This window comes from Polyangium mundeleinium, assembly GCF_028369105.1.
Classification (GTDB): Bacteria; Myxococcota_A; Polyangia; order Polyangiales; family Polyangiaceae; genus Polyangium; species Polyangium mundeleinium.
In genome coordinates this window covers 922,467-940,097 of record NZ_JAQNDO010000001.1, presented here as the reverse complement: position 1 = coordinate 940,097, position 17,631 = coordinate 922,467, and the positions used below count along the sequence as shown (strand labels likewise).

The 17,631-nt window shown below is 68.6% G+C and carries 16 protein-coding genes; 10 read left to right on the top strand and 6 right to left on the bottom strand.

Annotation, left to right across the window (positions count from 1 at the left end; genetic code table 11):
- Nucleotides 1-72 precede the first annotated feature (72 nt).
- A complete protein-coding gene (locus tag POL67_RS03910; protein WP_271915681.1) occupies nt 73-2,871 on the bottom strand; it encodes a YncE family protein in 2,799 nt (932 codons plus the stop codon).
- Between the two features lie 229 nt (nt 2,872-3,100).
- A complete protein-coding gene (locus tag POL67_RS03905; RefSeq protein WP_271915680.1) occupies nt 3,101-3,649 on the bottom strand; it encodes a YaeQ family protein in 549 nt (182 codons plus the stop codon).
- Nucleotides 3,650-3,864: 215 nt separating this feature from the next.
- On the opposite strand from POL67_RS03905, the gene POL67_RS03900 reads away from it, so the two are divergent.
- The 6 genes from POL67_RS03900 (at nt 3,865) to POL67_RS03875 (ending at nt 10,960) form a co-directional block, all read left to right on the top strand.
- The gene (locus POL67_RS03900) at nt 3,865-4,305 is read left to right on the top strand and encodes a BlaI/MecI/CopY family transcriptional regulator (RefSeq protein ID WP_271915679.1); all 441 of its coding nucleotides are present in this window, start codon (nt 3,865-3,867) and stop codon (nt 4,303-4,305) included.
- Complete coding sequence (locus tag POL67_RS03895) at nt 4,302-6,401, top strand: M56 family metallopeptidase (RefSeq protein WP_271915678.1); 2,100 nt, start codon at nt 4,302-4,304, stop codon at nt 6,399-6,401. The genes POL67_RS03900 and POL67_RS03895 overlap by 4 nt, the downstream gene beginning before the upstream one ends.
- A 205-nt stretch (nt 6,402-6,606) precedes the next feature.
- Complete coding sequence (locus POL67_RS03890; protein ID WP_271915677.1) at nt 6,607-7,401, top strand: SDR family NAD(P)-dependent oxidoreductase; 795 nt, start codon at nt 6,607-6,609, stop codon at nt 7,399-7,401.
- Nucleotides 7,402-7,498: 97 nt separating this feature from the next.
- On the top strand, nt 7,499-9,253 hold the full coding sequence (locus POL67_RS03885) for a cation:proton antiporter (RefSeq protein ID WP_271915676.1): 1,755 nt from the start codon (nt 7,499-7,501) through the stop codon (nt 9,251-9,253).
- A gap of 168 nt (nt 9,254-9,421) precedes the next feature.
- Nucleotides 9,422-10,105, top strand: coding sequence for a hypothetical protein (locus tag POL67_RS03880; protein ID WP_271915675.1), 684 nt, complete (start codon nt 9,422-9,424; stop codon nt 10,103-10,105).
- 3 nt (nt 10,106-10,108) lie between these two features.
- Nucleotides 10,109-10,960 carry a PP2C family protein-serine/threonine phosphatase gene (locus POL67_RS03875; protein WP_271915674.1) on the top strand — a complete coding sequence of 284 codons (852 nt, stop codon included), beginning with the start codon at nt 10,109-10,111 and terminating at the stop codon, nt 10,958-10,960.
- Between the two features lie 9 nt (nt 10,961-10,969).
- Here the strand turns inward: POL67_RS03875 and POL67_RS03870 are convergent, their stop codons facing one another.
- The gene (locus POL67_RS03870; protein ID WP_271915673.1) at nt 10,970-13,132 is read right to left on the bottom strand and encodes a right-handed parallel beta-helix repeat-containing protein; all 2,163 of its coding nucleotides are present in this window, start codon (nt 13,130-13,132) and stop codon (nt 10,970-10,972) included.
- Nucleotides 13,133-13,281: 149 nt separating this feature from the next.
- Between POL67_RS03870 and POL67_RS03865 the strand changes: the two genes are divergently transcribed.
- Nucleotides 13,282-13,737 (top strand): hypothetical protein, encoded by a 456-nt coding sequence (locus POL67_RS03865; protein ID WP_271915672.1) that lies wholly within the window; start codon nt 13,282-13,284, stop codon nt 13,735-13,737.
- Between the two features lie 24 nt (nt 13,738-13,761).
- On the opposite strand, the gene POL67_RS03860 is transcribed toward POL67_RS03865, so the two are convergent.
- Both POL67_RS03860 and POL67_RS03855 read right to left on the bottom strand, forming a co-directional pair.
- Entirely contained in the window at nt 13,762-13,908 is a 147-nt protein-coding gene (locus POL67_RS03860) for a hypothetical protein (RefSeq protein ID WP_271915671.1), read from the bottom strand.
- 94 nt (nt 13,909-14,002) lie between these two features.
- Entirely contained in the window at nt 14,003-14,278 is a 276-nt protein-coding gene (locus tag POL67_RS03855) for a zinc ribbon domain-containing protein (RefSeq protein ID WP_271915670.1), read from the bottom strand.
- 159 nt (nt 14,279-14,437) lie between these two features.
- On the opposite strand from POL67_RS03855, the gene POL67_RS03850 reads away from it, so the two are divergent.
- From POL67_RS03850 to POL67_RS03840, 3 genes are all read left to right on the top strand, one after another.
- A complete protein-coding gene (locus POL67_RS03850) occupies nt 14,438-15,871 on the top strand; it encodes a vWA domain-containing protein (RefSeq protein WP_271915669.1) in 1,434 nt (477 codons plus the stop codon).
- Nucleotides 15,872-15,938: 67 nt separating this feature from the next.
- Complete coding sequence (locus tag POL67_RS03845; RefSeq protein ID WP_271915668.1) at nt 15,939-16,727, top strand: dienelactone hydrolase family protein; 789 nt, start codon at nt 15,939-15,941, stop codon at nt 16,725-16,727.
- Between the two features lie 73 nt (nt 16,728-16,800).
- Entirely contained in the window at nt 16,801-17,067 is a 267-nt protein-coding gene (locus POL67_RS03840) for a hypothetical protein (protein ID WP_271915667.1), read from the top strand.
- A 9-nt stretch (nt 17,068-17,076) separates the two neighbouring features.
- Here the strand turns inward: POL67_RS03840 and POL67_RS03835 are convergent, their stop codons facing one another.
- Entirely contained in the window at nt 17,077-17,460 is a 384-nt protein-coding gene (locus tag POL67_RS03835; RefSeq protein WP_271915666.1) for a response regulator, read from the bottom strand.
- Between the last annotated feature and the right edge of the window lie 171 nt (nt 17,461-17,631).

Genomic DNA, 17,631 nt, shown 5'->3' with positions numbered 1-17,631 from the left:
GCCACCGCCCGCCCCGACGTTCACGCGGGGCGGGCGGCTACCTCTACCTATCTCGTGGGAGGAATCCGACCCTCAGGGCGCGGCGCAGAAATCGCCGCCCTTGGCGCCGGGCATGGCCGGCAGATCGATCGGCGTCGTGTCCTCGTCGATCGAGAGCACGAAGGCCACGAGGTTCTCGATGTCGTTCGGGCCGGTGAGGTAACTCGGCGCGGCGAGCGCCTTGTTGTGGGCGACGAACGTATTCGAGAAGAGCTCCTCCAGCGTCCGCGCGTTGCCTGCATGGAAGAACGGCGCGCCGACCTGCATGCCGAGCAGGGACGGCACGTTGAAGCCCTTGCCGATGGCCTCGTCGCCCTGGGCCTTCGCGATCATGTCGGCGCGCACCTCGATCACGTTCACCGCGGCCGGCGAGATCCCGAACGTGCCCACGGGGCGGAGCACGCACTGGATCTGGTCGAGCCCGGCGTTCTTCGGGCTCGGCGAGCGCATGAACTGATTGCCCGCGGTGGCCGGGAGCAAGGCCGCGGGGAAGCCGGCGGCGAGCAGCGCGTCGCCCTCGTACGCCTTCGCGAGCAGCGCCTCGTTCGTCGCCGCCGACGGCGTGTAGAAGCGCTTCGAGAGCGTCCACTTCGCACCGCCGTGGCAGCCCTGGCAGCTCCCGCCCTCCATGAACAGCGTCAAGCCCGCGGCGACCTTCGCCGGGTCGAGATTCGAGGGCTTGCGCGGCGAACGGAGGCTGCGCGCGTACGCCTCGAAGTCGTCCCAGTCCTTCCGCACGCTGTCCGTGTCGTGGATCTCCTTCGTCGAGCCGTTCAGGCCCACGGCGCCCGCGGGCGCGTATTTCGCCGTGTCCGCGAGGTTGATGCGATCCGTGTTGGCCGGCGGGTTGCTCTCCGTCGTCACGAGGGCGCCGACGCCGCCCTGCGTGCCGCGCGCGCTGTTCTCGAAGTCGTGCGCCTCTTCCTGGAACGCCGTCCAGCCGAAGATGCGCTGGTCGGTGGGATCCTTCGAGGCGTAGCTGCCATCGAGGCTCGTCGCTTGCCGCGGGCCGCGGGCGAAGTACCAGGTCACGTTGTCGCTCAGGCCGTCGATGTGGCACGACTGGCAGGAGACCCACGCCTGGCCCCGGAGCGACCAGCGCCCGAGCCCCGTGTTGAAGATCCGCTTGCCGCGCAGGACCGACATCCCTGCCGCGTCGGCGGGCATGGGCGCGGTCTGGACGACACGCGCCGTGCCGAGATCGGAGCCCGCGACGACCTGCTTGCCCGGATCGATCGCGAGGGACGACACGTTACGACTGATGTCGTTCGCCACGAACGCGAACGGATGCGTGTTCGCCACGGCGACGCCGATCGGGCCCACGCCCTTCAGGCTCTCCGCGAGCGCCTGGGGCGCGAGGTCGATGAACTTCTTGTCCGTGGCGCCGACGCTGGTGACGGCGCCGCTCGTCTCGTTAAAGCTCACGCGGAACACCGCGTCCGCGCCGTTCGCCGGCACGTACGCCTCGCCCGTCGCCCCGACGAACGCGATGTCGTTCGCGACCAGCGGATACCGACGGCTGGCGTCGTCGGCCACGTTCGCCGCGACGTACGCGTCGCGGAAGGCGCGGTTCAGGTTCGTCGGCGCCGCGGCGACGGCCGCGTCCGTCTTCGTGTCGAGCACGTTCACGACCGGGTGCACCACGGTCTTGTTGTTCGTCGGGATCGCCCGGCACGCGCCGTTGCCGAGCGGTCCGGCGCCCTGGCACGACCCCGCGGGCGCGTCGCCGCCGCAATCGGCGTCGGTCGAGCAACTGTACGTGCAGGAGCCGACGGTTGTATTGCATGTGCTGACGACGTTCACGTTCGTGCATTGCGCGTTCGTCGTGCAGGCGTTCTTCTGGAACGGACCGACGGGGCCGGCCGGCGAGACGCAGATCGACGTGACGTAGGCGAGATCCTTCTGGATCGTGATCGACTGGAGCTGGTTCGGGAAACAACCCGTGGCTTGTCCCTTGTGATCGACGAAGCCCGTGTCGTCGATCGACGGCAGGGCGATCGTGGCGACCGCGCCGTCCGCGGCCTTCACGCTGTAGACGATGCCTGCCCAGTTCGTGTCGACGTTCGACACGCCCTGCGCGTTGATCTGCTCGGGCGCCGTGCGCTGCGCGAAGAACTCGGTCGCGTAGATCTTCTCGTCGGCGTCGTCGGCGTCGCCGTCGTTCGTGATCGCGAGCGAGCGCGGGTGCGCGAGCGCGGGCCGCGCCTTGTCGGCGGTGACCGAGGGGCCGAGCAAGCCCGTGCCGGCGAGCGGCCCGTTCAGATCGATCGTCTTCGACAACGTGAGCGACGCGAGGTCGATGAGCGAAAGCGTGCCGTCGACCCAGTTGGCGACGTAGAGCGACGTGTTGTTCGGCGTGATCGCGATGGCCGTGGGCTCCGAGCCGACGGCGATCTCCTTGCCCATGACGGGCGTGCCCTTGAGATCGCGGATCTCCACGACCTTCTGGTCCTTGCGCAGCACCACGTAGGCCTTGTCGCCGCAGCCGTCGATCGCGACCTGCCAGGGCTCGCCCCCCACGACAATCTCGGCCTTTTTCGTGAGCGCCGGCAGGTTGTCCACGGGATTGTATTCGACCGAGAGCACCGTCACGCTGCCCGCATCGCGGTTCACGGCGACGACGGTCGTGTCGTCCGCCGAAATCGCGACCGCCGCGCCGCGCGTCGCGCCGGGCGCGGGCGTCGTGCAAAGCTCGGCGCCGCCCATTCCGCCTTGCCCGCCCATTCCGCCGCCGCCCATTCCGCCTTGCCCACCGGCGCCGCCGCCGCCGGTATTCCCGCCGCCGGTGCCGCCGCCCGCGCCGCCCGTGCCCGAGCTCGAGGACGAGCTCATCGTCGTGGATGGATTCGTCGGTTCGTCGCTGCAACCGGCCCCGGTCACGGCGCTTCCCAGGAACAGTGCGCATACACCAGCGAACACGCCTCCCAGACGACGCCGCACGGGCCTGCTCATCGAAGCTCTTTGCATCGTATCCCCTTCCTTTTTTCGATGTGCGCCGGCACCCCCCATGGCCGGAGACGCATCAAGGTGGAGACTACGCTCGAGCCGACATTCGGTTTCGTTATTTTTCGACGAGCGAGCAACGTGTGATCGTCCCCGTCACGACATTGTCGCCCACGGTGGCGTAGAGCTGCTCGTCATCCCGCAGGAGGTCCAACTTCGTATTCCGATCGACCTTGGCTTCGAGGGCATCGAGGAATGTCGGTTCGATTCGCCACACCTCGATCGCATCGACCTTGTGAATGACGCGCGACGACGCTTCGCGCTGCAGCAGCGCGAGCGGCGCGTGTGTGAAGAGCGCGACCCGGCGCGCCGCCTTGGAGGCCTTGTGCAGCCGCTCGGCCGAGGGGGATCCGATATCGATCCATGCGACGAGCAGCCCCGTGGGATCACGAAGGACCACCGGCGGCTCCTCCGTGGAGCAGAGGCCCTCTTTGCTGAACGTAATGCCTTCCTCATAGCTGAGGCAGTAGGCGATCGTACGCGTGAGCAGATAACGCATGCTCTCCGACGGGTGGCGCGCGAGGCGGAGATCGAAGGTCTCGTAAACCCCGCGATCGACGTCGGAGAGGTTCACCTGCAAGTGGTAGATGGTCGCGGTCAGGGCCATGGGCGGCCGCAGGATAGCGGAACCGGGGCGGCGCGCGCGGGGGACGCGCCGAGGACACGCGCGGCGCATCGACGAACACGCCTGCCGCCGAGGGCATACGCCCGCCGCCGTGGCCCGGCCGAGCAGGATCCCGACGTTCCAGGTTCCTTCGATCTTCCTTGCCCTCCATCAACTACCTGGGTAGTATTACTCGAGTAGTAGCTGACGAGGAACACGTGTCGAACAAGGACAAGGGCAAGGACGCATTCGAGGACGAAGCCGAGGGGGGGCAGAAGCTCACGCACCTCGGCGCTTTGCAGCTCGCGATCATGCGAGTGTTATGGGAGCTCGGCGAGGCCACGGTCACGGACGTGCACCAGGCCTTGCTTTCGGAGCGTGGCCTCGCGCCGACGACCATCGCCACCATGCTGAAGAAGATGGAGGAGAAGGGCGTCGTGGCGCACCGCGCAGACGGCCGAAAATTCATTTATCGGCCCACGGTGAGCGAGGATCAGGTCACGCGAGGCATGGTCTCCGACCTGACCGAGCGTCTCTTCCGGGGAGATCCCGTGGCGCTCGTATCGCATCTGATTGCGCGCCACGAGATACGCGCCGACGAGCTGTCCGAGCTCGAACGAATGATCGCCGCGGCCAAGAAGAAGGAAGGGAAGCGATGAACACCCTCGTGGGATGGTTGGTCACGTACCTGATACACAGCACGGCCCTCCTCGGGGGCGCGTGGCTCTTCGACCGTTTGTCGCGGAATCGCCCCGATTGGCAGGAACTCGCGTGGCGCGTCGCCCTCGTGGGCGGGCTCGTCACGGCCACCGTGCAGACGGCGGCGTCGCTCCGCCCCGTGGGCGGGACCTTCTCGCTCGCGGAGCCCGCGCCCACGGCCCGCGTGATCGACCGCGAATTGCCCCGCGCGACCGAGATCGTCGTGACGACGGACATGGGCCCCGCGACCCACGTCGTCGTGACCTCGACGAAGCCGAGGGCCTTCCTGCCCAAAACGAAGGCCAAGCCGGCCGCGAAGCCCTCGCGCGCGTCCTTCCTTTCGTGGTCCAAGGTCCTCGTGGCCGGGTGGGCGCTCGGCGCGCTCTTCTTGCTCGGCTCGCTCGCGCGCACGTGGATGGCCCTGCGCAAGCGCCTCGAAGGCCGGCGGAGGCTCGAAGGCGGTCCGCTCGGCGACGTCCTCGCCACGCTCGCAGCGCGTGAACCCGTTTGCATGCGGGCGCCCTTGCTCAGCGCGTCCGAGAAAGTGAATGTTCCCATGGCCCTCGGTATTCGTCGTCCTGAAATCTGTCTGCCCGAGCGCGTGACGAAGGAGCTCGGCCCGGACGCCCAGGAGAGCGTCCTCGCGCACGAGCTCGGGCACGTGGCGCGTCGGGATCCGCTGTATCGGCTCGCGACGAGCATGTTTTGCCGCGTGTTCTTCTTCCAGCCCCTGAACTGGCTCGCGGCGCACCGCCTCGCGGCATGCGCGGAGCTCTTGGCCGACGATTGGGCCGCGCGGCGCACGGCGCGTCCGCTCGACCTCGCGGAGTGCCTGACGAAGGTGGCGCGCTGGGTTCATCGGCCGATGACGGGCCTGCCCGTGCCGACGATGGCGGCGGGGACGAGCGAGCTGCGGCAGCGCGTCGAGCGCCTCGTGCGGGGCGAAGGCATGACCGCGGAGCCGCGCAAGCCGCTGTGGGCCGCGCCGATCGTCACGTTCGTCCTGACCGCGTTCACGTTCCTCGCGCCTTGCGCCTGCGGCGTGGCCGAAGCGAAGGGATTGCCCCCGGCGACGCCCATCGCCAAGAACGCCGCGCCCGCGAAGCCCACGCCCGCCGCCCTCGTGGACGAGGATGCGGATGAGGATGCGGATGAGGACGAAGAGCCCGTCTGCGAGGGCCCGAAGCACAAGCGAAAAGACAAGCACCACGCCGAGGCGGCGAAACACCGCAGCGAGAAGCACGCGCACAAGCATCACGGTCGTCACGGGCCCATCGCGCAGGACGATGAGGACGACGACGACGACGACCAGGACAACGACGACGGCGACCAGGACAACGACGACGACGACCAGGACAACGACGTCGCGGTCCAGGACAACGACGACGACGACCAGGACAACGACGACGACGACGACGACGACCAGGACGAGGAGAACGAAGTCGCCGTCGCGCGTGGACCGCGCATCCGCATCCACATGCCGGCGCCGCGCGTCGATATCGACTTCGAGCAGATCGAGCGCTCCCTCCCCTCGCAGGAGCAGATCGACGCCGACCTCGATCGAGCCCTCGCCGACGTGCGCAGGAACGTCCGCGACGAGGACGCGCGCAAGAACGCCGAGCGTGAGATCAAGCGGGCTCGCAAGGACGCGCGCAAGGGGCTCGAAGACGCGCGCAAGGAGCTCGAAGACGCACGCGAAGAGGTGCAGGAGCGCCTCCGCGAGATCCGCGAGCAGATGCCGGAGATTCGCCGCCGGGCCATGGAGAGCGCCCGCGAGGCGTCCGACCAGGCGCGCGAGGATGCGCTCGAAGAGGCACGCGAGGCCGAGGAAGAGGCCGCGAAGGCACAGCGAAAGGCCCGCAAGGCCCGCAAGAAGGCCAAGCACGCTGTACCGCCGGTGCCGCCGGCGCCGCCTCCGCCGCCTCCGCCGCATGCCGCGCCCCATGCCATGCCGCACCCGTCCCCGATGCCGCACGTGCCGCCCATGCCGCCCGTGCCGCATGGCGCGCCGAGGCCCCCCATGCCGCCTGCGCCGCCGCCTCCGCCGGCGCTCTGAAAAACCCGGACGCTGGCGAATCGACAATCTGCACCACGGCCCCGGAGAGCAGTCTCCCTCCCTGCTCTCCGGGGCTCTTTTTTGAGGGGTCGGACGCCCGAGGCAGGGCCTTTCGCTCGCGCCCGAGGACGGACCGGCAAAACCGTCGAGCTCGCTGCGCGTGGCCGCCGCGCGCGCTAGCATCCGCCCGAACAAGGAGGAAGACATGGATCTCGGATTGACGGGGAAGCGGGCGCTCGTGACGGGTTCGACCGCAGGAATTGGCCTCGCCGCCGCGCACGCCCTGGCGAGCGAGGGTGCGCTTGTCACGGTGAACGGACGGACCGAGTCCCGCGTGCAGGGCGCCGTGGACGCGCTCCGGCGCGCGCTGCCCGGCGCGACGATCGACGGCATCGCGGCGGATCTCTCGACCGCGGCCGGATGCCAAGCGCTGGTCTCGAAGCTCCCCGACGTCGACGTGCTCGTCAACAACATGGGCATCTTCGAGCCCAAACCCTTCGAAGAGATCCCGGACGAGGACTGGCTCCGGTTCTTCGAGACGAACGTGCTCAGCGGCATCCGCCTCTCGCGCCATTACGTGGCCGGCATGCGGGCCCGGAACTGGGGCCGCATCGTCTTCGTGTCGAGCGAATCGGCGCTCCAGATCCCGACCGAGATGATCCATTACGGCATGACGAAGACCGCGCAGCTCTCGGTCGCGAAGGGCCTCGCCGAGACGCTGCGCGGGACCGGCGTCACCGTGAACAGCGTCCTGCCGGGTCCGACGTCGTCCGAGGGCGTGGGGGCGTTCGTCTCCCAGCTCGCGGCGGCGCGCGGCGTGGACGCCGCCACGGTCGAGCGCGAATTCTTCGCGACCGCGCGGCCGACCTCGATCATCCAGCGCTTCGCCACGCCGGACGAGGTCGCTTCCATGATCGCCTACGTGTGCAGCGCGCGCGCGTCGGCCACCACAGGCGCGGCCCTCCTCGTGGACGGCGGCGTGGTGCGCTCCATCGCGTGAACCACGCGCCGAGCGAGCGGGCGAAAACGCCCCCAAGATGCTCGCTCGTCGGGTTCCTCTCCGCGGGTCCGCCTCCTGCTCTTCGTCCTCTGGACGAATGCATGCCTACGACCTCATCCTCACGCTGACGGGCGGGCTCGTCGCGGCGCTCCTGCTCGGCATGGTGACGCGCCGCCTCGGCGCATCGCCCATCCTCGGCTACCTCCTCGCCGGCATCGTCGTCGGCCCGCGGACCCCTGGGTTCGTGGCGAACCTCGAGCTCGCCGGGCAGCTCGCCGAGGTGGGCATCGTCCTGCTCATGTTCGGCGTGGGGTTGCATTTCCAGCTCGGCGACCTCCTCAAGGTCCGGCGCATCGCCGTGCCGGGCGCGGTCGTGCAGAGCCTCTTCGCCACCGCGCTCGGAGCCGTGGTCGCGGTCGCGTTCGGGTGGTCCACCTCGGCCGGCGTCGTGCTCGGGATGTCCGTGGCCGTCGCGAGCACGGTCGTGCTGATCCGGATGCTCACCGATCACGACGCGCTCGAAACGCCGCACGGGCACGTCGCCGTCGGATGGCTGATCGTCGAGGACATCTTCACGGTCGTCATTCTCCTGATGGTCCCGGTCCTCGCGGCTTTGCGAGGCACGCAGGCCTCCCCTGCGCAGGCGGTCGGGATTATCGGCATTGGATTGCTCAAGCTCACCGCGCTCATCGCGATCGTCCTCGTCTTCGGCGCGCGCGCCGTCCCCTGGTTTCTCACGCGTGTCGCGCAATCACGCAGCCGCGAGCTCTTCACGCTCGCCGTCCTCGCGGTCGCGCTCGCCGTCGCCACGGGCTCCGCCGTCATTTTCGGGGCGTCGATGGCGCTCGGCGCGTTCCTCGCGGGCATGGTCGTCGGACAATCGAAGGTCAGCCACCAGGCCGCCGCGGATGCGCTCCCGATGCGGGACGCCTTCGCGGTGCTCTTCTTCGTCACCGTCGGCATGCAGTTCGACCCTCGCACGCTCATCGCGCAGCCCGGGCTCGTCCTTTCGGTGCTCGGAATCATCCTCCTCGCCAAACCCCTCGCCGCGCTCGTCGTCGTCGTGGTGCTCGGGTATTCGGTCCGGACGGCGCTCACGGTGGCGATCGGGCTCGCGCAGATCGGCGAATTTTCGTTCATCCTCGCGGACGCGGCGAACAAGGTCGACCTCTTCCCCACGGAGGGGCGCAGCGTGCTCGTGGCGTGCGCGATCGCCTCGATTGGCCTGAATCCATTGCTCTTCCGGTTCATCGATCCCCTCGAAGAATGGCTGCGCGGCCGCCCGACGCTCTGGCGAGGGCTCAACCGCCGCGCAGAAGCGCGCGGGGAAGCGCTCCGGGAGCAGGTCCAGAAAGAGCCGACCCGCGCATGCGACGTCCGCGCGATCGTCGTGGGGTATGGCCCCGTCGGCCGTACGGCCGTGGACATCCTGGATCGATTCAACGTCTGCTCGGTCATCGTGGAATTGAGCATCGACACCGTCACCGAACTGACGAACATCGGCCGAATCGCCGTGTACGGCGACGCACGCAGGTCCGAGGTCCTTCATGCGGCGGGCATTGGTACCGCCGACTACCTCGTCGTGACCACGCCGAACCCGGAAACGCGGGCTGCGGTGGTCAACGTGGCGCGCAGCCTCCAGCCCGACCTGCCGATCTTTGTGCGGGCCCATTACATCAGCGAGCGTCAAGCGCTGGAGACGCACCGCGCGACGGCGGTTTGTTACGAAGAGGCCGAGGTCGCCGTCCGGCTGGCGGAAATGCTCCTGACAGAGATCGGCGTCGAGACGGAGCAGATCGAGGCCGAATCGCTCCGCATTCGCCAGGAGCTCGGGCCCGGCGCAGCACCGTGACGCGGCGCGTCCGCCGGGATGCGTAGACGTATTCGGCTTGCAGCCCGTGACAAGCCCGGGATACGATGCCTGCACGGTGCGCGGATCACGCGCCCCGGGCGGGAGGGAACGACATTGAGCTCGCATTTCACGAGGCCCCAATACAGATACACGAGGCACCTCGGCGCCGTGTCGCTCGGCGTCGGATTGCTCGCCGCGCCGGCCACGTCGGCGGCGCAGTCGCAAAAGGCGCCCGCTGCGCCGCCTCCCCCGGCCATGGCAGCGCCGGCGCCGCCGGCCCCCCCGCCCCCCGGTGCGGCGGCGCCGCTCCCGCCCGGGACGCCGCCGCCGGGCGTGCAGCCGGGCCCGTACCCATACCCGTACCCCTATCCTTATCCGTACGGGCAACCGGGGTATCCGTATCCGCCTCCTCCCGGGTATGGGCCTCCCCCCGTCGACACGACGGAGATGAAGCCCGTCATGCCGTACAAGGGAGGCGTCGTTCCCCCGGGATACGTGCTCGAAGAGCGCATGCGGAAGGGCCTCGTCATCGCGGGCAGCGTGGTCTTCGGGACGTTTTATCTCTTCACGGCGATCGGCGCGTCGGCGGCCGAGTCGAATCGGGCCCCCTGGCCGGCGCTGTTCGTGCCCGTCGTCGGCCCCTTCATCGTCGCCGGAGCGGGCAATTTCAGCGGGAGCGACGAAATCGCGAGGCCCCTGCTCGTGCTCGACGGCCTCATCCAGGCCGGCGGCGCGGCCATGTTGATCGCGGGGATCGTCGCCAAGCAAAAGGTCCTCGTGCGGGAAGACCTCGCCGCGCGTCCCGAGTTTTTTGTGGGGCCGCGGTCCGTGGGAATGAAAATGAGCTTCTGAGGGATGTCGCCCTCGCTCGCGTTCCACGCCGCTGCGCGCACACGGATGAGCACGCGCTCGTTTGCGAGCGCGCACGGCGAGAACGACGATCGATGGCGAATCGACGAGCGCCGGGGCCTGTTCCTCGTCGCGGACGCCTCGGGCCCGACCTACGGCGGTTATTACGCGCCGTTCGGCGTGGACCCCGGCCTCGCGGCCCTCGCCGAGGCGCTCGACGGCGAAACCGGCGAGGACGGCGAGGCCCGGCTCCGGGCGGCTTTGTGGGCGGCGCATTCGAAGATGCGGTCCATGGAGGACCGGCAGGCGGAGCTATCCAAAGCCATGCAGCAAACGCGCGGCGGCGCCCGGCTGGATGCATCTCTCGACGCCTCGGATGCGCTGCGGGATCGCCGCCGCTGGCCCCATCGCGTCTTTTCGCACCACGCGGCCTCGTGTACGGCGCTGTATACATGGCGTGGAGATCGCGTGAGCGTCGCGCAGGTCGGCGTTTGCCGGGCTTACCTTCTTCGAGGTCATACGATCGAGAGGCTCCTCCGCGACCACACCCTGCGCAGCCAGGTGGAGGCGCAGGGCGGTCCGACGGAGTTGCTTGAGATCCACGGCGGCGTTTCCACCCGAATGCTCGGATACCTCCAGGGGCCCGAGCAAATCGACACCCGGACCGTCGAGGTCGAGCCCGGGGATTGCTTCGTGGTATGCACCGATGGCCTCTGGTCCTTCCTCGACGAGGAGCGAATCCGGGACATCGTCGCCCCAAAAACCCCCTCCCCCGACAGCGTGGCCGAGGCCTTGCTCCAGGCCGTCAACGGACCGGACGGCGACGACGCCACCGTCGTCGTGGTCGTGGCTCGTTAGTCTTTCGCGTCAGCCTCTGCGCCGCCGACGCGAAAGCCCCCACGCGAGCGCGCCGAAGGCATAAAGCCCGAGCCCCGGCGCAGCGCCGTCCCCGAGCCGGCACCCACAACCGCCGTCATCCTCGGCGGAACCGCCTCCGCCATTGCCGCCGGCGCCCTGGCCATCCCCACCGCCCCCGCCCACGCCGCTCGACGAAGCCCCGGATCCGCCGTCGGGCAATCCGCCGTCCGGCAGCGGCCCCACGCCTCCTCGCTCGAACGCGCCGAGATCGGGCGCCGCGCCGACCACGAATCGATCGTTGATGCCCTCGATCACGACGCCGACGTCGACGAGCCCGCTCCCCTCCACCGGCGTGAAATCGCCACCCTCCGCGTCCTCGTATTTCGGCTCGATCTGAAAGCCGTGGCTCTCGATCGTCCCCGAGGCCGCGAGCTCCGCGATGCTCGTGTACTTCACGTCGAGCCATTTCACGAACCGCGGCGTCCCGTCGAGGATGTCCGTGAACAGATCGTCCCAGTCGAGGTCCACGGGCCCGCTCGGCGTGATGCTGCTCTCGATGACGTAGCGGTGCGAGGTCCAGATGTTGTTTCGCGTGATCAGGTTTGCAAAAGGAATCGTGGGGGCGATCGCCTGCGCCTCTGCCACACCCGCGGCCGGTCGGCTCGTCGTGTGATACACGAGCATGAATCCTTGCGAGCCGTTGTTCACCTTGAGCGCGTGCTCCTTGAAGCCGTCGATGACGTTGCGCACCACGAAGAGCGGACCGACCTCGATCGGCGCGAGCGACACGCCGTTCAGCACCCCGCGCATGTGGTTGTTCCAGAAACGCACGTTCACGCAGGCGCCCTCGGGTTCGAGCCCGTCATCGCCGTGCTCGACGAGCACGTTCTCGTACACGTCCGTATCCGGGGCGACCGACTCCGAGGAATCGTCGAAGCTGCCGATGTACACCCCATTGAACGTGCCGGTGAGCTGATTTCTCCGGACGACGTTCGCGCCGCCGCCGGTGATGCTGATGGCGCTCGCCTCGGGGGTATGGTTTTTGACGGAGCTCCAGGGCCACGACCAGATGCTCGTGTCACGGACGACGTTGTCCTCGATGACGTTCTCCGCCGCGAGGGGCCTGCGCACCCGGACGCCGGCGTTCATGTGGTGGATGTTGTTTTTCCGGACCCACGCGCGCGCCGTGTCGCGCACGTCGATGCCCGCGCCCTCGGCGTCGGCGCCGAGATGACGGATCTCGAAGCCCTCGACGACGACGTCGGTGACGGTGTCGAGCAGAATGCCGACGTTCCGGATGGCCACGTGAATCACATGCCCGGTAGGGGATCCGCCGTCGGGCAGCTTCAAGTAAATCCGCCCTGCGGCGGCGTCCACGTAAAAGCCGCCGGCGAGGCCCGCGGCGGCGGATTGTAGGTCCGCGAGGGAGCTGTAATCGTAGATGCGCGTATCATCCACGGCCACATACTGGGACGCGCCGGAGAACGGCGCCGAGTAGATCCCATTGCCTTCCGATTGAAACACCGAGCCATCCTCGAGCGCAGGATCGGAGCCGTCGATGATCGCGCCAGGCTCGGCGACGAACCAGACGGGGTTTCCCGCGGCGCCGCCGTGATTGCCCTGGACCGTCACGGTCTCGCGATAAACGCCGGCTGCGACGTGCACGACCGTCCCCGGCCCGGCGGCCGCCGCGGCGGCGCCGATGCTCTTGAAGGGCGAGGCTTTCGAGCCGTCGTTTCCATCCGAGCCGTTTTTTGCATCGACGTAAAGCTGCTTGCTTCCCTGCGGCGGAGGCGCGTCCTCGCGCGTGCGGATCGTCCCGGTCGCCTCCAGAGGCCCGCCGTTGTCGGGATCGTCGAGCGTGACGCGCACCTCGTATTCGGTCGCGGGCTCCAGGAACAGCGCGCTCCCTCGGCGCCCGCCGGACGTGCGGAGGAGCGGATGACCGGGGGTGAAGCTCGCATCCCCGACCTTGCGGAACGCGAGCTTGACGGTGGCATCCCCATCGTCGTCCCCCGTGACCGCGGCCGTGACGCCCACAGCGTGAATCGTGGGCCGGAGCGTGAGGCTCCCGAGGGTCGACGTATCCGCGGCGCGGGCGGGACCGGCGCTCCCGGCGACGAGCAGAAACAGGGAAGAGGCGAGAATCTGGCGTGGAGAGTATCGAAGCATGGGCCGGAATCCTACGCGCAACCGGGACGGAGCGAAAAGATATTTTTCAGTCCGTTCCGGGCGCACCGCAAAAAAGCGGGAATTCCCGCATTGCGGTCCACGCGCAGGCCGGGTATGAGCCTGAGAACGACGGAAAAGGAGACCACGCCATGACGAATGCAATGCCCGCCATGAACATGCCGATGCAGATGATGCCCTCGTCGATGCCCATGCAGGGGATGCCCATGCAGGGGATGCCCATGATGAACATGATGCCCGGGATGCCCGGCATGATGCCCGGCATGATGGGCATGATGCCCGGCATGATGGGCATGGGCATGATGCCCGGCATGATGAACATGATGCCCATGATGGGCATGATGCCCGGCATGATGGGCATGGGCATGGGCATGGGCATGGGCATGATGCCCGTGATGTGTCGTATGACCTATGAAATGACGAAGGACGGAATCACCTGCAAATTGACCCCAGGCGAGGGCATCTCGATGGACATGATGAAGGAGCGCTGCGAGGCCATGGCTCGCATGATGTCCGTCGGCATGCCCATGATGATGATGTGCGGCGGAATGCCGATGATGATGTGTATGCCCAGCACGACGAAGTAACCCGCCCGGCGGGTCACTTCCCGGTCACATCGCGGGCCAGACGGGCACCCAGAACCAGACGGGCACCCAGACGAGCACGACCGACTCCGACTGCGCCTTCTGGCGCTGCTCGTCTGCGCGCCTCCTTCGCACCTCGTCGAGATCGATCACACGAGCGCTGCGCTGGTTCATCGAACGACCCTCCAACAAAGCGTGACGTCGTCCAACATAACGGACGTCATCCGTTCGATCAAGCCCCACGGAGGATCTAGCGCCAAAGCCGAGCTCAGCCGAGGCCAAGCTGCTTTTCCAGCGCATCCACGGCGTTTTTCGCGTCGAGGAGCGAGGATTTTCGCGCTTCTCGGTAGAGCCGGATCGCCTCGAACTTGTTGCCGGCGCGCAGCGCCTCGACGACCCCGGCCGGCATCCCGCTGGGCCCGCTCGCCTGCGCCGCGCCGGCGGGCGCGCCGGGCCAGGCGAGGACGGCGCGGCAATAAGAACAGGTGGCGCTGCCTGCCTGCGCAGGCGCCCCGCAGTTCGGGCAATGAACGGTGGAGACCATGGCGAAAGCCTACCCGATTTGCGCGGAGGGCACGAGGCGGAGTACGTCCCAGCACACACGCCGCGCGGGCCTGCCTGTCACGACGGAGCGCAGCGCCTCGATCACGCCGCCAAATCTTCCCGGGGCTTCGCACGTCTTAGGCAGTCTTCGGAGTCCGCCATGAGAGATCTCGCGTTTCGCACGTCGATACCCCTCCTCCTCGTTGCCGCCGTCCTCTTCGTCCTCGGCTGCGGGCCGGCCGCGTCGCCTACCGGCGCGCGCGACCCCAATGCCGTCCGCGTGGAGGCGCTCCTCGGTTCGCCCCTGCTCCTCGCGAACGGGGACAGCACGGTCTACGCCGTGCTTCGTATTTCCACGGCCGCGCGTCCCGCGCGCGAGCGTGGCCCCGTGAACGTCGCGCTCGCCATCGACACCTCGGGCTCGATGGAGGGCGAAGCCATCGTGGCCGCGCGCCGCGCGAGCCTCCAGGTGATCGACGCGCTGAAGGACGGCGATCGGCTCGCGGTCGTCGTATTTCATTCGAAGGCCGAGCTGCTCGTCCCGTCGACCGAGCTCGACGCCGAGGTGCGCGAAGAGGCGCGGCAGCGCATCGCGGCCATGGAGGCGCGCGGCACGACCGAAATGGCGGACGGGCTCCAGACCGCGCTCGACCAGGTGCTGGCGAATCACAATCCGAATGGCGTGAACCGTGTCGTGCTCCTCGGCGATGGGATCCCGAACCGGGCGGCAAACCTCGAATACACCGCAAAGCGCGCGGCCGACCGCGGCGTCGCCGTCACGACCCTCGGGCTCGGGCTCGATTACGACGAGACGCTCATGGGGAGACTCGCGGACCTCTCCGGCGGGCGATACAGCTACATCGAGAGCGCAGACAAACTCGCCGGCTTCTTCCGGGAGGAGCTCGATCGCCTCGACACGGTGTACGGCCGCCAGGCCTCCGTGACCCTGAACCCCGGCCCCGGCGTGCGGATCGACGCGATCGTCGGGACGCAGATGATGTCGCCTGGGAGCGCCGCCTCCATGCCGCTCGGCGACATCGTGCGCGGCGACACCCGCGACGTCGTCGTTCGAATGACGGTGACGCCTCGAAAGGCGAACGTGCCGATCGAGCTGCTCGACGCGGTGCTCACCTTCGACGACGCGCTCGAACAGGCCGGCCGCCTCGAACGCCGCCTTTACTTCGGCGCGCGGACCACGCTCGACGAGGGCGAGGTCGCGAAGGCGAAGAACCCCGCGGTCGACCTCTCGGCCGCGCTTGCCGAGGCCTCCGCGACGACGCTCCAGGCGCTGGAGTTCGGCAAGCAGGGCTCGTACGTGCACGCGCGCGGGCTCCTCGAAAAAGGCGCCGCGGCGGCGCTCGCGCAATCGAAGCGCACGCCGAGCTCCGAGCTCGAAAAACTCGCGGCGAACATGACGTCCGTGGCCAAGGACATGCCGGAGGCCGATCGCCCAGCCCCTCCGTCGCCCTCGCCCTCGGGCTACGAGTACGAATTCTCGGACGACAGCATGGCCACCCCCATGCCCTCGGAATCACCGTCCGTCGTTCGCAATCGCAAAGAGGTGCACCAGAAGGCGGTCAAGGCCCTCCATTGAGCAGTGCTCGGGCCGACGAGGCCTTTCGCTTGTCGGCGGGCCGAGGCTCGCGCTACCATCCGCGGCCATGTCCATCGAGCTCGACGGTTTCAAGCGCGGATCCTTCACCCACGACGGCGCCGAGCGGGACGTCTACCGCCGCGGCAGCGGGCCCGGCGTGGTCGTCATGAGCGAGATTCCCGGCATCACGCCCCAGGTCATTCGTTTCGCCGAGCGCGTCGCCACCGAGGGATTCACGGTCTTCATGCCGCAGCTCTTTGGCACGCCCGGAAAACCGCCCACCCCCGCCTACGCGGCCTCTCAGCTCGCGCGCGCGTGCATCTCGCGCGAGTTCGCGGTACTCGCGGCGAACGAATCGAGCCCCCTCGTCGATTGGCTGCGCGCGCTCTGCCGCCACGTGCACGCCGAGCTCGGCGGCAAGGGCGTCGGCGCGATCGGCATGTGCATCACCGGCAATTTCGCGCTCGCGCTCATGGTCGATCCGTCGGTCGCGGCGCCCGTGCTCAGCCAGCCGTCGCTCCCGCTCGGCCTCGGCGCGGCGCGACGCGCGGGCATGCACATCTCGGAGCGTGATCTCGCCACCGTGAAGGAGCGATGCGCGTCCGGCGCGCAGGTCCTCGCGATGCGATTCACGCACGACCCTCTTTGCCCGGGCGAGCGCTTCGTGTCCCTGCGCAAGGAGCTCGGCCCCGCGCTCGAATCCATTGAAATCGACTCGGGCCCGGGCAACACTTGGGGCATCCAGCGGCTCGCCCATTCGGTCGTGACGAACGACCTCGTCGACGAAGCCGGTCACCCCACGCGGCAGGCGCTCGACCGCGTGCTCGCCTTCTTCGGCGAGCGCCTGCGCGGGTAACGTTCAACGCCCCGTTCGCCGCCGGACGAGCCGCAGCGCGAGGAACCCCATCGCCACCACAACCCCAGCGCCGATGGGCCCCGGCTCGTCGCCTGCTTCGCCCACGCGACCCCCCGCGCATCCGCCCTGCGGCGGCGCGGGCGGCGGCCCGGCTGCATTCGTGTCGGTCGGCGACGGAGACGCGAAGGTCGCGGGCGGCGGGGTGCACAAGGGCGGCTGTGCGAGTTGCACGACGGCGAGCTCGCGGGATGGCCTCGAAACGAGCTTCGGAGCCGTGGCGACTGCGGTGGTGATGGTGCTCCGGCGCGCCTCCACGCGCTCGAAGCGCGGCGCGACCTGATCACGACACCTACACGAAGGAGCGCCTCTGGAGCGCCGCGCGTAGCTCGACGACGAAGCCCTCGTCGGTGACGTCTTTCGGCACCGACCCATGGGCACCCAGCGATCGCGCCATCCGAGCGAGCACGTTCGCCTCCATGTTGCTGCAAAACAGGACGCGGACCTCGCCGAGCCCAATCGAATCGCGGATCATGCGGATCACGATCGAACCGTCGAGCTTCGGCATGTTCACGTCGAGCAGCACGAGGTCGCAGCGCATGTCGCGTATGGCCTGAAGGACGCCCACGGGCCCGTTGTGAAATCGAGCCTCGAAGCCCATCTCCGCGAGCCTCTGCACGGCGCTCTCGCCGAACCTCGTGTCGTCGTCGATGACGAGGACACGCGTACGCCTCATGAGGCCGCTGCTGCCCCTTCCCGAGCGCGGGGCGCCCTCCTCCTCGGACCGGCTGTACGACGGGAGGACGCTCGCAAAACCGCTCGGGGTGAAGCTACGTGAAACGCGTTTGGTATCATTCATGGGATCCGGGGCGCTCGGGCCCCGTGACGCCCGTTGTAGCCCGCCCCA

Excerpts from the sequence above, each read along its gene's own strand:
- POL67_RS03835 (WP_271915666.1), bottom strand. The coding sequence starts at position 17,460 with ATGAGGCGTACGCGTGTCCTCGTCATCGACGACGACACGAGGTTCGGC.
- POL67_RS03845 (WP_271915668.1), top strand. The coding sequence starts at position 15,939 with ATGTCCATCGAGCTCGACGGTTTCAAGCGCGGATCCTTCACCCACGAC.
- POL67_RS03910 (WP_271915681.1), bottom strand. The coding sequence starts at position 2,871 with ATGAGCTCGTCCTCGAGCTCGGGCACGGGCGGCGCGGGCGGCGGCACC.
- POL67_RS03885 (WP_271915676.1), top strand. The coding sequence starts at position 7,499 with ATGCATGCCTACGACCTCATCCTCACGCTGACGGGCGGGCTCGTCGCG.
- POL67_RS03905 (WP_271915680.1), bottom strand. The coding sequence starts at position 3,649 with ATGGCCCTGACCGCGACCATCTACCACTTGCAGGTGAACCTCTCCGAC.
- POL67_RS03865 (WP_271915672.1), top strand. The coding sequence starts at position 13,282 with ATGACGAATGCAATGCCCGCCATGAACATGCCGATGCAGATGATGCCC.
- POL67_RS03890 (WP_271915677.1), top strand. The coding sequence starts at position 6,607 with ATGGATCTCGGATTGACGGGGAAGCGGGCGCTCGTGACGGGTTCGACC.
- POL67_RS03840 (WP_271915667.1), top strand. The coding sequence starts at position 16,801 with ATGGGCCCCGGCTCGTCGCCTGCTTCGCCCACGCGACCCCCCGCGCAT.
- POL67_RS03875 (WP_271915674.1), top strand. The coding sequence starts at position 10,109 with ATGTCGCCCTCGCTCGCGTTCCACGCCGCTGCGCGCACACGGATGAGC.
- POL67_RS03855 (WP_271915670.1), bottom strand. The coding sequence starts at position 14,278 with ATGGTCTCCACCGTTCATTGCCCGAACTGCGGGGCGCCTGCGCAGGCA.
- POL67_RS03870 (WP_271915673.1), bottom strand. The coding sequence starts at position 13,132 with ATGCTTCGATACTCTCCACGCCAGATTCTCGCCTCTTCCCTGTTTCTG.
- POL67_RS03860 (WP_271915671.1), bottom strand. The coding sequence starts at position 13,908 with ATGAACCAGCGCAGCGCTCGTGTGATCGATCTCGACGAGGTGCGAAGG.
- POL67_RS03850 (WP_271915669.1), top strand. The coding sequence starts at position 14,438 with ATGAGAGATCTCGCGTTTCGCACGTCGATACCCCTCCTCCTCGTTGCC.
- POL67_RS03895 (WP_271915678.1), top strand. The coding sequence starts at position 4,302 with ATGAACACCCTCGTGGGATGGTTGGTCACGTACCTGATACACAGCACG.